Genomic DNA, 12,729 nt, shown 5'->3' with positions numbered 1-12,729 from the left:
CTGCGGGGTCCGTGCCCGCGCCCGGCAGCGCACCGCCCGCGGGGCGGCCGGTACTCCTACGGCGCTCCGCGCCCGCGCCTCAAACACCGGCGGGGCTCCTTGGGCCGAGCGGGGCCGGTTCGGCCGGGTGGAGCCCGGACCCGGCGTCGCCCGGATGGGTCAGCGCAGGAGCGGTGGGGGTGAAGCGCACACAGGATGGGGGCATGCCGAGAAACGCCTGGCGGGTCACCGCCGCCGCAGCGCTCGCCGCCGGCCTGCTCACCACGGCCGCCTGCTCCGACGGCGGCGACGAGAAGAAGACGACGGCCGACGGCACTCCGGAGGTCAAGCCGCTCAAGTGGGGCGAGTGCGAGGCCCCCACCCCCGCCCAGGGCGGCGGTCCGACCCCGCCCAAGGACTGGCAGTGCGCCACGCTCGACGTCCCGCTCGACTACGCGAAGCCCGAGGGCGAGACGATCCCGATCGACCTGATCCGCGCCAAGGCGCGCGATCAGAAGAACCGCCTCGGCTCCCTGGTCTTCAACTTCGGCGGCCCCGGAGGCTCCGGCATCACCACCCTCCCCGGCGCCGCCAAGGAGTACGAGGCCCTGCGCGCCCGGTACGACCTGGTCAGCTTCGATCCCCGCGGGGTGGGCGCCAGCGCCCCCGTGCTGTGCGCGAGCGACCGGCAGCTGGACGAGTACTACGCCGAGGACGCCTCCCCTGAGACGCCGCAGGAGGAGAAGGTCTTCCTCGACTCCGGCAAGGAGTACCACGAGGCCTGCCGGAAGAATTCCGGCAAGCTCCTCCCCCACGTCGGCACCGAGAACGCCGCCCGCGACCTCGACCGCATCCGCCAGGCCCTCGGCGACGAGAAGCTGAACTACTTCGGGATCTCCTACGGCACCGAACTCGGCGGGGTCTACGCCCATCTCTTCCCCAAGAACGTCGGGCGGGCCGTCTTCGACGCCGTCGTGGACCCGACCAAGACCTCCGAGGAGAGCGCGCTGGCCCAGGCCAAGGGCTTCCAGCTCGCGCTGGACAACTTCGCCCAGGACTGCGTGGACCGCGGTGACGAGTGCCGGCTGCAGGGCAGCACCGTCCAGGAGATCGAGGCCGGGATCATCCAGCTCCAGAAGGACCTGTCCGCGAAGCCCATCCCGGGCATCGGAGACCGGAAGCTGACCGAGAGCCTCGCGACCAACGGCATCGCGCAGGCCCTGTACTCCAAGGAGCTGTGGCCGCTGCTGGAACAGGGCCTCGACGAGGCGCAAGGCGGTCAGGGGCAGTTGTTGATGGCCCTGTCCGACTCGCTCAACGGGCGGGACGAGCAAGGGCGTTACAGCAACCTCGGCGCGGCCAACGTCGCCATCAACTGCGTGGACTCCAAGGACCGTTACTCCCTGGAGCAGACCAAGGCCGGGCTGCCGGCCTTCCGCGCGGCCTCGCCCGTCTTCGGGGACTTCATCGGCTGGGCGATGATGGGCTGCACCGGCTGGCCGGTCCCCGGCACCTGGGAGACCCCTGACGTCTCGGCGCCGGGATCCGCACCGATCCTGGTGATCGGCAACACCGGCGACCCTGCCACCCCGTACGAGGGCGCCCGCAAGATGGTGGAGCGGCTCGGCCCCGGTGTGGGCGTGGAGCTCACGTTCAAGGGTGAGGGGCACGGCGCCTACAACAGCGGCGACCCGTGCGTGCAGGAGGCGGTGAACACGTACCTGATCGAAGGCAAGCCCCCGGCGGCCGGCACCGTCTGCACCGCCGCGCCGACCCCGCCGTCCGAGCCCTCCCTGCCGTCCGAGCCGTCCGAACTGCCGGGCTGAGGCGCGCCGCGCAGGTCCGCCCGGGTCCGGACAACGCCGAAGGGGCCGTACCCCGCGATCGGAGTACGGCCCCTTCGGGCGACTGCTAGTAGACCGGCTTCTCCGGCTCGATCTGGTGGACCCAGCCGATGACACCGCCGCCGACGTGCACCGCGTCCGCGAAGCCCGCGGACTTCAGGACGGCGAGGACTTCCGCACTGCGGACACCCGTCTTGCAGTGCAAGACGATGCGCTTGTCCTGCGGCAGATCCTGGAGGGCGGTGCCCATGAGGAACTCGCCCTTGGGGATCAGCTTCGCACCGGGGATCGAGACGATCTCGTACTCGTTGATCTCGCGGACGTCGATGATCTCGATGGGCTCGTCGGTGTCGATCCACTCCTTGAGCTGCTTGGGAGTGATCGTCGAGCCGGCGGCCGCCTCCTGGGCCTCCTCCGACACGACGCCGCAGAAGGCCTCGTAGTCGATGAGCTCCGTGACGGTCGCGTTCGGACCGCAGACCGCGCAGTCGGGGTCCTTGCGGACCTTGACCTGGCGGTACTGCATCTCCAGGGCGTCGTAGATCATCAGGCGGCCGACCAGCGGCTCGCCGACGCCCGTGAGGACCTTGATGGCCTCGGTGACCTGGATGGAGCCGATGGACGCGCAGAGCACGCCGAGGACGCCGCCCTCGGCGCAGCTCGGGACCATGCCCGGCGGCGGCGGCTCCGGGTAGAGGCAGCGGTAGCACGGGCCGTGCTCGGACCAGAAGACCGAGGCCTGGCCGTCGAAGCGGTAGATCGAACCCCACACGTACGGCTTGTTCAGCAGTACGCAGGCGTCGTTCACCAGGTAGCGCGTGGCGAAGTTGTCCGTGCCGTCGACGATGAGGTCGTACTGGCTGAAGATCTCCATCACGTTCTCGGCTTCGAGCCGCTCTTCGTGAAGGACCACGTTCACATACGGGTTGATGCCCAGCACGCTGTCGCGGGCCGACTCGGCCTTGGAACGGCCGATGTCCGCCTGGCTGTGGATGATCTGGCGCTGCAGGTTCGACTCGTCGACCTCGTCGAACTCCACGATGCCCAGCGTGCCGACGCCGGCCGCGGCCAGGTACATGAGGGCGGGCGAGCCGAGGCCGCCCGCGCCCACGGCCAGCACCTTGGCGTTCTTCAGGCGCTTCTGGCCGTCCATCCCGACATCGGGGATGATCAGGTGGCGGGAGTACCGACGGACCTCGTCAACGGTGAGCTCAGCAGCTGGCTCGACCAGGGGTGGCAGCGACACGGGGACTCCGTAGATGGTTACGTCTTAACGGTGGTTCTCCCCGTAACACTGCCACGCCCGTCTTCATTCCAAGACACCTGTCCCGATCCTTGAGACAATTTCGTCCCAGTAGGCGGGCATGGAGGCCCACGGGTCGCGGTCCGCGGCCCCGCACCGGTCGGTGAACCAGATGGTGCCCGCACCCTGCCAGCGGGCGATCCGCATCGCCTCCTCCAGGTGGCTGCGCGGCACCCCGTGGACGAGGTGGCAGAACCGCTCCGCCGGGTGGTCCGCGGTCCACTCCGCCACCTGCGACCAGCGGTAGTCGGCCCAGGCCCCGGAGAAGGTGACCAGCTGGTCCGCCGCCTCCGCATAGCCCTCGTACGGGTGCGTGCCGTGCCCGAGCACGATGCGCAGGTCCTCCCCGAGGCCGCGCAGGGTCTCGACGACCCGGCACACCGAGGCCAGTTCCGCCTTGTCGGCCGGCGTTCCCGCGAGGTAGAAACCGCCGACCCCGTACCAGTCGCGGAAGCGGTGGGCGTCGGAGATCAGCTCCCCGAAGGACCGCGATCCGTCTCGCATCGCGAGATGCCCGAGGACCGTGCCGCCCGCACCGCGCAGCTTCGCCGCCGCTTCCGTGCAGTGCGGGTCGGGCCGTCCGCCCGGGCCGTCCGTGATGTTGAGGACGGCCCAGTGCAGCGGTGTGCCGGGGCGGGTCAGCTCGGCCCACTCGACGGGGGCAAGCAGGGGGTGCGCGTAGCCGGGGATGCCGAGGCCGAGGCGGCCGGCCTCGGTCGCGGCGGCGGTCATGGCCCCGGGCGGGGTGGTCAGATGCGGCACGCCGCCTCCATCCAGATGTCTGCGAGCGATTCCTCCAGGTTGATCCGGGGCCGCCAGCCGAGCCGGTCCCGGGCGGTGCGCACGTCCGCCTGCTGCCAGGCCCCGCAGCCGTCGGGGTAGGGGTACGGCTGGGGGGCCGCGGCGGCGAGCTGCTCGGCGGTGGCCTCGGAGCGGGGCGACCCGATGGAGGCGAGCCCGGCCGGGCGGCCGGGGTGCCCGTGCCCCTGCTGGAGTCCGCCGTGCGGGACGTCCAGTTCGTGCAGGGCGCCGCCGTACCCGGCGACCCGGGCCAGGACGGCGGCTGCGTCGCGCAGCCGGACCGCGCGGCCGGTGCCGATGTTGACGACACCCTGCGCGGCCGACAGGGACGCGGCGTGTACGGCCCGCGCCACGTCCCGTACGTCCACGAAGTCGCGCTGTACGCCGAGCCCGCTGAGCTTGAGCTCGCCGTCGCCCGACTGCATCGCGCGGCGCATCGCCTCGGCGAGCCGGCCGAGCGGGGATCCGGCGGGGGTGCCGGGCCCGACGGGCGAGAAGATCCGCAGGACGACGGCGTCCAGCCCGGAGCCCAGGACCAGCTCGGTGGCGGCCAGTTTGCTGACTCCGTACGGCCCACCGGGTCTCGGCACGGCGTCCTCGGCCGTGGACGATCCGGGCTGGCTGGGCCCGTACTCGGCGGCGCAGCCGAGCTGTACCAGCCGGGCCCCGCAGCCGCTGCGGCGCAGCGACTCGCAGATCGTCGCCACGGCGACGGTGTTGTGCCGCGTCAGCTCCCGGGCCCCGCCCCGGGTGGCGCCGGCGCAGTTGATGACGACGCCCGGGTGGACGGCGTCCAGGAAGCGGGTGAGGGCGCCGGGGCTGCCGGTGGCGAGGTCGAAGCGGACGTCGGCGTCGTCGCCGCGGCCGAGCGCGGTGAGCTGGACTGCGGGGTCGGCGAGCAGCCGGTCGGCGACGTAGCGGCCGAGGTATCCGTTGGCTCCGATCAGCAGCACCCTCATCGCGTGACCCCTTGGTTGGTTGGCTGGCCGGTCATGTCTGTTTCTCCTTGCGGACGGGTGGATGGACGGGGCGGGGTACGGGAACAGCGCTTCGGCGTCGGCTCCGAAGGCCGGATGGCGGTCCCGGAGACGTCAGGGCCGCGCGTGCGCCGAGGCGCGGGACAGGGCGAGGACGGCGTGTACGAGGAGTCCGGCCGCGGCGGCGACGGTCGCCGCCGGGACCGGGATCAGGGCGAGGGCGAGAGCGGCGCAGACGGGTCCGCGGTGGGCTGCGTGCCGGAGCAGGAGCCGAGTCAGGAAGAGCAGCAGGGCGAGCGGCACGGCCACCGGGAGCGACGTTCCGGCGAGCGCGGCCGCCCCGGAGGCGGCCCCGGTGAACACCGCGACGGCCGCGATCAGCAGGGGCCGGGTGCGGTCGGCGAAGTCCTCCAGAGCCCGGCTGCCGTCGAGCCGCGCCCTGGCCCCGGCTGCGAAGCCGGCGGCGACCAGGTGCCCGGGCGCGACGGCCAGCGCGAGGCCGACCGCGAGGACGGCGCCGTGCCGGTACGCGGCCCAGCCGACGGCGGCCGCGGCGAGCAGGTGCGCGAGGGAGGGGAACCGGCCCCCCGCGGCCCGCCCGGGCCACACCAGGGCGGCGACGGTGGCGGCCACGGCGGCGGGCCCCGCCCACGCCTGCCCGGCGGCGGCCGCCCCGAAGGCGAGGGCCCCGGGCAGCAGTGCGTAGCCGAAGCCCCGGAAGGCGGACGGCCCCGCCGGGACCAGGGTGGGCACGGCGGCGGGAAGCTGCTCACGCGGGCTCCGGGCGTACAGCTCCTCGGCGAGCGAGAAGACGTCCCGGTGCCGGAACCGCGCGGCGGTGCGGTCGGTGATGCCGTGGGCCTCCAGCCCGGCGGCGATCTCCAGCGGATCCACGGCCCGCGCACACAGCTCCCGATGCCGGTGCAGCAACGTCTTGACGGGATCCCCGGCGCCCCGCCGCGGTTTCGCCTGCGGCGTCGCTCCCCGGGCGCTCTCGGGCTCGGCGGAGCCCGCCCCGCCTGCGCCGAAGGCCGCCTCGCCGACGCATAATTCAGCCCCGTCGGCGTTTGAGGCGCTGGGGCCCGGGGCCGGCGACCCCGGCAACGGCGCCGCGCCGGACAGCGTGCCGGGGGGCTGGATCGCGGGTCCGGCGCCGCTGCCAGGGCTCTGCCCTGCATCCGGCGCCTCGAACGCCGACGGGGCTGGAAGCGGCTCGGTTGAGAGCGGCTCGGCTGAAGATCCCCCCGGCGGGGCTGAAAGCGGCTTGGCCGAAGGTGACGCCGGCTCGGACGGAAGGGGACAGGTGGGGGAGGACGCCGGTGGGGCGGTGGTCTCGGGGTCGACGGTGGTCATACGGCGGCCTCCGGGGTCGGGCCTGGGGCCGGAGCCCACGTCGGGCTGGTCCAGTGCCCCGGCACGCGCGCCTCCGGGGGCCGTGCGAAGGGGACCTCCCCGTCCGGCCGGGCGGAACCCTTGGCGAGGAGCCGCAGGTAGATCTCCCGGAAGGCGGCCACGTTCTGCTCGACGGTGAAGAGTTCCAGGGCCCGCGCCCGTGCGGCGGCGCCGAGCCGCTGCGCCCGCTCGGGATCCCGCAGCAGCGACAGGCACGCCTCGGCGAGCGCCCGGGGGTTGCGCGGCGGGACGACGAGCCCGGTGCCCCCGATGACCTCGCACACGGCGCCCACGTCGGTGGAGACGGTGGCCCGGCCGCAGAACATCGCCTCGGCCAGGGTGATCGGGAACCCCTCGATCACGGAGGACAGCACAACGACGCGTCCGGCTCCGTACGCCTCGGCCGGCGAGGGCGCGTCGGGTCCGCCGACCTCCTCGAAGGTGACCGGGTTCTCCCCGACGGTGACCGAGTCGGCGGCTTCGTCGGGGAAGAGCTGCGCGGCCAGCGACCGGCAGTCGGCGAGGTAACCGGGGGCGACGGCCGTGGCGAAGATGCGCAGCCGGGCGCCGGGCGCGGCCCTGCGGACCTCGGCGAAGGCGTGCAGCAGGGCGATCAGGTCCTTGGCGGGCTCTATCCGGCCGACCCACACGAGCGTGTCCGGATCCCCGCAGTCCGAGGCCTCCCCCACGGTGGCGAATCGGTCCGCCTCCATCCCCGGGTAGACCGTGCGCAGCCGCTCGCGGGTGGCGCCGCACCGCTCCTGCCAGCGCCGGGCGTGCGCATTGCCAGGGGTCAGGAAGTCGGCCCGGGCGTAGATCTCGACGGCCAGCCGCAGGTGGAAGGCCGCGAGCAGGGCCCGTACGGCGGGGCGTGCCTGCGCCCCCTGCTGTGCGTCGAGCTGGGCCAGGTAGTGGGCCCGGAGCTGGACACCGTACTCGGTGACCAGCAGCGGGACTCCGAAGAAGCGTTTGGCCAGCAGTCCGGGGAGCGCAGCCACCCCGCCCGCCGCCGCGTGGCAGATGTCGACCGCGCCGAGACCGCCGGGCTCCTCGTACCAGTCGAGCGACAACGGCCGGAGCATGCGCTCCAGTTCGTCCACGAACTCCAGCAGGTCGGTCACCTGCGCCGCCTGCACGGTGCGGCTCGCACCCGGTGTCCGGCAGGCGGACTCCAGGGCCCGCACCGCGGACTCGGAGCGCAGGGCCGCGTACAGCCCGCCCTGTTCGCGGGCGAGTTCGGCGAGCCCGTAGAGCCCTGAGGCGAAGGCGTCCGGCTCTCCGGCGCAGATCCCGAGGACCAGCTCCCCGAAGCAGTCCGCGAACCTCCGGCGCTCCCGCCGGGAGTAGGTCCGCCCGTCGTCGGCGGGGGCCCACAGAGGGGCCGTCCGGACCTGGGTGACGTGCTCGGGCAGAGTGACCCGTGCGCGTTCCTGCTCGGCGCTGCGGCTCAGTGCGTAGAGCTCGAACTCGTGCTGCGGGAGCCCGCGCACGAGCCGGTCGCACCACAGCCTCGCCTCTCCCGTGGCATACGGATAACCACCTTCCGTGAGTAGTCCGATCCGCACGAGTGGCACCCCCGATCTCCCGTCCAGGCGGTCGCCATCGGTCAGGCGACCCGCCGCGGGAGAACTCAAGCGGATGCGCCCGAGGCGCGACGGACGGTTGTCCGTCGCGCCACCGGAAGGGGTGAAGAGTCGTAACTTTCCCGTACGGTTCGCGTTCGAGCACGCTAGAAGTACTGCCTTCGGGAACGGCCGCCCGTGCGCGAGGACGCCGAGCGGGCGCCGGCCCGGCCGGCTCGGCGTGAAGGAACGACGCAGGCGCCACGCGGGGGCAGCGGACGGATCGCCCACGCGCCCTCCGGCCCGGACGGCGGGACCCGGCATCAACTGCCGGGATGCACCCACGGGTTGGGCTTGCACTGCACGCCGTCGATGTCGAGGGACTTGGTCTGCTGCTGCATGATCGGGGCGAGCGCACCCGGCGTGCGGCAGTTCACGTGCCCGTGCCCGAGCCGGTGCCCGACCTCGTGGTTGATGAGCATCTGGCGGTAGGCGAACATCTGGTCCGGGCCGTACGTGGGCGATCCCTGCGCCCAGCGGAACGCGTTGATCATCACCCGGTCGGTCGACGCGGAGTCGCAGGAGACGTTGTCGATGGTGGTGTCGAGCCCTGACTTGGCGCACCACGTGCCGGTGGTCCCGGGGCTGGCCAGGGTGATCACGAAATCGGCCCCGCCGCCCGGCACGCGTTCGAAGGTCATCGCGCCGCCGTGGGCCCAGCTGCGCGGGTCGTTGAGGGTGCGGTGGACGGCCTCGGCGAAGAGCTGTGCGTCCAGACCCAGGCCCTGTTCGACGTCGACCCGGTAGCGCACGACCTTGCCCTTGCCGGGGGCCTTGGCCACCCCGGGCACGGTGTCGAAGGCGCCGGGCCCGGCGAGTTTCGCGTCGATCGGCAGTTGCTGTGCCATCTTCTGCTCGTACGTCAGCTCCGGCGGGGGCGCGGCGGCGGACGGCGCCGCGGGTGCGGCCGCGGGCGCGTCGGGCGTCGGGCGCTCGTCCGAGCGGGAGGCGGCCGAGTCGGCCCGGCCGTCGTCGCCGGCGGCCGGCGCGCCGGCCTTGCCGCTCTCGCCGTCCGAGGTCACCTGGCCGGCGACGACGACGGCGAGGACGGTGGTGACGGCCACGGCGGCCATGCCGGTGTACGTCCGGACCTTCCGGCGGCGGCCGGAGTCCGGCGCCGGCTCGGTGACGGGGTCGACCGGCTTGCGCGGCCCGGGCACCCGGCGGTGCGAGCCGGTGGAGGTGAGCGGGTCGGGCGCGGGCCCGGGCCCCGGTCCGGGCACGACCGTACGGGGAGCCGGCGGTGCGAGGGTGACCTGCGGAAAGCCCACGGCGGGGGTGCCGAAGGCCGGGGTGTCGGAGTCCAGGAGCGCTGCGGGGGCCGCCGCGGTGGTGGTGGCGCCGCGGCCCCTCGGTACCCCGCGCCAGTCCCCGTACACGGAGTCGGGGCCGGCGCCCCAGGCGCCACCGGACTCGTACTGCTGGGGGTGGCCGCCGGCCCGCGCGCCGTCGGCCACGGGCCGGTCCTGGGGCACGTACCCCTGGTGGGTGACGGTGGGTTCGGGCCAGCGCGCCACGTGCTGTTCCTCGTACGGCGGCAGCGGCGAGGGTTCCGACTGCGGCCGGACGGGGCCAGGGGCAGGGGCAGGGGCAGGGGCCTTGCGACTATGTCGTCCCACGGTCCTCAGCCTCTGCCGTCTTCGGTATCCCGGTCGTTCTCCCCCGTGCCGGTGTCGCGCAGCAGCTCTCGGAAGGCTGCGGCCACCACATCGGGGTACTCCATCATCGCCACGTGCCCGGCCTCGGGCAGGCTCAGCAGCCGCGAACCCCGGTAGGCAGCGGCCGCCTTGTGCGCCATACGGTACGAGACCAGTTGGTCCCGGCCACCGTAGACCAGCAGGGACGGGGCGAGAACCCGCTGGGCCTGCCGCCACAGTCCGTGCTGGCCGCCGAGCGTATAGGCGTCGACGATGCCGCGCGAGGAGCGGGTCATCGCCTCCCAGAAGTACGGCAGGGCCATCCGCCGCTCCATCTCCTCCACGGCGTTGCGGAATCCCTCGGGTGTCACCCGGGAGGGGTCGCCGTAGCAGAGGTCCGTCACCCCGCGGGTGCGCTGCTCGGCGGTGAGGCCCTGCGTCAGCCGGCTGAAGAGCGCGGCCACTCCGGGTACGGCGAGCAGGGCGGTCGGCACGGCCGCCTTCTGCACACGCAGCTCGGGCAGGGCGGGCGAGACCAGCGTCAGGGTGCGCACGAGGTCGGGCCGGACGGCCGCCACCCGGGTGGAGACGGCCCCGCCGAGGGAGTTGCCGAACAGGTGGACCGGCCCGCGCCCGGCGGCGTCGAGGTGCCGGATGACGGCGCGGGCGAACGCCGTGACGGAGTAGTCGCGGTCGGCGGGCGGTGGGGACCAGCCGAAGCCGGGCAGGTCCAGGGCCTCGCCGTCGACGGTGTCCGCGAGCCGCCCCATCAGATCCGACCAGTTCTGCGAGGAACCGCCCAGTCCGTGCACGAACAGCGCGGGCGCCAGCCCCGTACGCAGGGGCGGGCGCACCCGGACGGCCAGTTCAAGCCCGGGCAGCACGGCGGTGCGCAGTTGCTCTCCGTCGGCCACCCGGACGGCCCCCACCAGGGAGGACAGCTCGGCGGTGGACCGTACGCCCGGCAGCTCGGTCGAAGACATGCAGGCAATGTTACGAGACGATCACGTTCCACTTCCTGTGTTCGCGGTCACAGACACAAGCGGATGAGGATCCGTATAGCGGGGCATCCGCGATCCTCCTAGGCTCGTAAGTGAACACAAAGGAAGCGAGGGGAGCGGCATGACTGTCGATCCTGCGGAGCCGGACACCTTCCGGGAACCGACCCCGGAAATCCTCGATCCTGAGGCGCCCGAGGCGGATGTGGCGGAGCAGCTGGCCGACCTCCGGCCGGACGAGGACGACCCGGTCACGGGTGCGGAGGAGGGCGAGGCCGCGGACGGCGATGCCGCCGAGCAGGCGCGAGTGGTGCCGTTGGACGAGGACGACTACCGCTGACCGACGGCCGCCCGCCCGTCTACCGGCCGCCGGCCGAGTCCCGACCGGCGGCCGGGCAACCGCCGCACAAGCCGCTGACCAAACCGCCGGACAAACCGCTGACCAGCGCCTCCGGGCCGTCCGTACCGCGAGAAAACTCGGCCTGAACCCTCCAGATTCGGTTACCGAAAAGTACGATGGCGGCGCGGCGCAGAGCGCACTGTGTTCTTAGAGAAAGTGGGAGGCGGCGTGACAGCCATCGAGCAGACCGAGGCAGCGCGTCCGCGGGGCACGCGACTGCCGCGCCGAGCCCGACGCAACCAGCTGCTGGGCGCGGCCCAGGAGGTCTTCGTCGCGCAGGGTTACCACGCGGCGGCGATGGACGACATCGCCGAGCGTGCCGGGGTGAGCAAGCCGGTGCTGTACCAGCACTTCCCCGGCAAGCTCGATCTGTATCTGGCGCTGCTGGACCAGCACTGCGAGGCCCTGTTGCTGGCCGTGCGCACCGCGCTGGCGTCGACGACGGACAACAAGCTGCGTGTGGCCGCGACCATGGACGCCTACTTCGCGTACGTGGAGGACGAGGGCGGCGCCTTCCGGCTGGTCTTCGAGTCAGACCTCACGAACGAGCCGGCCGTGCGCGAGCGCGTCGACCGCGTCTCGATGCAGTGCGCCGAGGCCATCTCCGACGTCATCGCCGAGGACACCGGCCTGTCCAAGGACGAGTCGATGCTGCTGGCCGTGGGCCTGGGCGGGGTCTCACAGGTCGTGGCCCGCTACTGGCTCTCCAGCGAGAGCCCGGTCGCCCGCGATACGGCGGTCGGCCTGCTGACGTCGCTCGCGTGGCGCGGCATCGCCGGTTTCCCGCTGCACGGCTCGGAGTCCGGACCGGCGGAGTCCTGACCGGAGGCGACGACCGCGACGGCTTCGCCGGCTTCGCGCCCCGCATCGGCTCTGTTCGCTGCCAGCGTGTCCGGTCTGCGCCGTCCGCATCCCCTCTCCGGGCTAATGTGGACCGGGTACGGCGCGGCTGATCGCGCGAACCGGATCGTCGGAGGGACAAGGCCGTGGAGGTCAAGATCGGCGTGCAGCACGCACCCCGGGAGATCGTGCTGGAGAGCGACCTGAGCGCCGAGGAGCTGGAGCGCATCGTCACCGCCGCGCTGTCCGGCACCGCGCCGCTGCTGAGCCTCACCGACAACAAGGGCCGCAAGGTCCTGGTGCCGTCCGACCGCCTGTCGTATGTCGACCTGGGCGAGCCGAGCGTGCGCAAGGTCGGATTCGGCGCGCTCTGAGAACTGTCGCAAACGGCCCGGTGGTTGATTCCACCGGGCCGTTTCTCTTTCTTCCGCTTCGGGTAGGACGGCTGTGACACGGTTTGCCCTGACGTATGGGAGAGACCTCATGCTGCTGCTGGAAGTGCTCGGCTCCGCCCTGCTGGGCCTCGCTCTGTCCGCAACAGCCGCGCGCGTGCTCGCGAGCCGTCTGCCTTCCGCGAGAGTGGTGCTGGTCAGCGGGGTGCTGGGAGCACTGTTCGGGGCGTATCTCACTCATTTCGCGCTGGGCCCCGGGCACAACACCCTGACCGCGACCTTCATCGGCGGGGTGCTGGTGTCGGCGGTGGTCCTGTCGCTGCTGCTCCGTCCGGCCTCCGGGCCCCGCAGGCCGTCGCCCGGGACTCCGTTTTCGCTCCCGTCGCGGGGCTGACCCCGAGGCCTGACCCTTGAGGCCTGACCCTTGAGGCCTCACACTTGAGGCCTCACCCCTGAGGCCCGGGTCCTGAGACCGGCCCCTGACGACGTACGTCGGCCCCGGTGCGCACGAAGCGCGCCCGGGCCGACGTCGTTGTGCGGAGCC

Annotated in this window: 12 protein-coding genes; 5 read left to right on the top strand and 7 right to left on the bottom strand. The window is 73.0% G+C overall.

The window, feature by feature from the left end; genetic code table 11:
• Positions 1-203 precede the first annotated feature (203 nt).
• Positions 204-1,805 (top strand): alpha/beta hydrolase, encoded by a 1,602-nt coding sequence (locus ACWGIF_RS23290; protein ID WP_453500327.1) that lies wholly within the window; start codon positions 204-206, stop codon positions 1,803-1,805.
• Positions 1,806-1,890: 85 nt separating this feature from the next.
• On the opposite strand, the gene moeZ is transcribed toward ACWGIF_RS23290, so the two are convergent.
• The 7 genes from moeZ to ACWGIF_RS23255 form a co-directional block, all read right to left on the bottom strand.
• Complete coding sequence (gene moeZ / locus ACWGIF_RS23285; RefSeq protein ID WP_030011110.1) at positions 1,891-3,069, bottom strand: adenylyltransferase/sulfurtransferase MoeZ; 1,179 nt, start codon at positions 3,067-3,069, stop codon at positions 1,891-1,893.
• A gap of 63 nt (positions 3,070-3,132) precedes the next feature.
• Positions 3,133-3,888 (bottom strand): spherulation-specific family 4 protein, encoded by a 756-nt coding sequence (locus ACWGIF_RS23280; RefSeq protein WP_453500325.1) that lies wholly within the window; start codon positions 3,886-3,888, stop codon positions 3,133-3,135.
• Positions 3,876-4,886, bottom strand: coding sequence for an NAD-dependent epimerase/dehydratase (locus ACWGIF_RS23275; RefSeq protein WP_453500323.1), 1,011 nt, complete (start codon positions 4,884-4,886; stop codon positions 3,876-3,878). Before ACWGIF_RS23275 ends, ACWGIF_RS23280 begins: the two co-directional genes overlap by 13 nt.
• Positions 4,887-5,018: 132 nt before the next feature.
• Complete coding sequence (locus ACWGIF_RS23270) at positions 5,019-5,834, bottom strand: hypothetical protein (RefSeq protein WP_453500321.1); 816 nt, start codon at positions 5,832-5,834, stop codon at positions 5,019-5,021.
• A 419-nt stretch (positions 5,835-6,253) separates the two neighbouring features.
• Positions 6,254-7,861, bottom strand: coding sequence for a GT4 family glycosyltransferase PelF (gene pelF, locus ACWGIF_RS23265; protein ID WP_453500319.1), 1,608 nt, complete (start codon positions 7,859-7,861; stop codon positions 6,254-6,256).
• Between the two features lie 320 nt (positions 7,862-8,181).
• Positions 8,182-9,537: a DUF3152 domain-containing protein gene (locus ACWGIF_RS23260; protein ID WP_453500317.1), complete on the bottom strand. Its 1,356-nt coding sequence runs from the start codon at positions 9,535-9,537 to the stop codon at positions 8,182-8,184.
• Between the two features lie 5 nt (positions 9,538-9,542).
• Positions 9,543-10,538: an alpha/beta fold hydrolase gene (locus ACWGIF_RS23255; RefSeq protein WP_453500315.1), complete on the bottom strand. Its 996-nt coding sequence runs from the start codon at positions 10,536-10,538 to the stop codon at positions 9,543-9,545.
• Between the two features lie 139 nt (positions 10,539-10,677).
• Here ACWGIF_RS23255 and ACWGIF_RS23250 point away from each other — a divergent pair, with 139 nt between their 5' ends.
• The 4 genes from ACWGIF_RS23250 (at position 10,678) to ACWGIF_RS23235 (ending at position 12,579) form a co-directional block, all read left to right on the top strand.
• Positions 10,678-10,893 carry a hypothetical protein gene (locus ACWGIF_RS23250; protein ID WP_453500313.1) on the top strand — a complete coding sequence of 72 codons (216 nt, stop codon included), beginning with the start codon at positions 10,678-10,680 and terminating at the stop codon, positions 10,891-10,893.
• Positions 10,894-11,121: 228 nt separating this feature from the next.
• The gene (locus ACWGIF_RS23245; RefSeq protein WP_453500311.1) at positions 11,122-11,775 is read left to right on the top strand and encodes a TetR/AcrR family transcriptional regulator; all 654 of its coding nucleotides are present in this window, start codon (positions 11,122-11,124) and stop codon (positions 11,773-11,775) included.
• A 164-nt stretch (positions 11,776-11,939) separates the two neighbouring features.
• The gene (locus tag ACWGIF_RS23240; RefSeq protein ID WP_326588154.1) at positions 11,940-12,167 is read left to right on the top strand and encodes a DUF3107 domain-containing protein; all 228 of its coding nucleotides are present in this window, start codon (positions 11,940-11,942) and stop codon (positions 12,165-12,167) included.
• Positions 12,168-12,276: 109 nt separating this feature from the next.
• Positions 12,277-12,579 (top strand): hypothetical protein, encoded by a 303-nt coding sequence (locus ACWGIF_RS23235; protein ID WP_453500309.1) that lies wholly within the window; start codon positions 12,277-12,279, stop codon positions 12,577-12,579.
• Positions 12,580-12,729: the final 150 nt, after the last annotated feature.

It is taken from the genome of Streptomyces sp. NPDC054849, from assembly GCF_053610945.1.
The sequence above is the reverse complement of the archived record's forward strand: the minus strand, read 5'-3'. Positions and strand labels throughout refer to the sequence as shown.

Excerpts from the sequence above, each read along its gene's own strand:
- ACWGIF_RS23290 (WP_453500327.1), top strand. The coding sequence starts at position 204 with ATGCCGAGAAACGCCTGGCGGGTCACCGCCGCCGCAGCGCTCGCCGCC.
- ACWGIF_RS23275 (WP_453500323.1), bottom strand. The coding sequence starts at position 4,886 with ATGAGGGTGCTGCTGATCGGAGCCAACGGATACCTCGGCCGCTACGTC.
- ACWGIF_RS23255 (WP_453500315.1), bottom strand. The coding sequence starts at position 10,538 with ATGTCTTCGACCGAGCTGCCGGGCGTACGGTCCACCGCCGAGCTGTCC.
- ACWGIF_RS23250 (WP_453500313.1), top strand. The coding sequence starts at position 10,678 with ATGACTGTCGATCCTGCGGAGCCGGACACCTTCCGGGAACCGACCCCG.
- ACWGIF_RS23235 (WP_453500309.1), top strand. The coding sequence starts at position 12,277 with ATGCTGCTGCTGGAAGTGCTCGGCTCCGCCCTGCTGGGCCTCGCTCTG.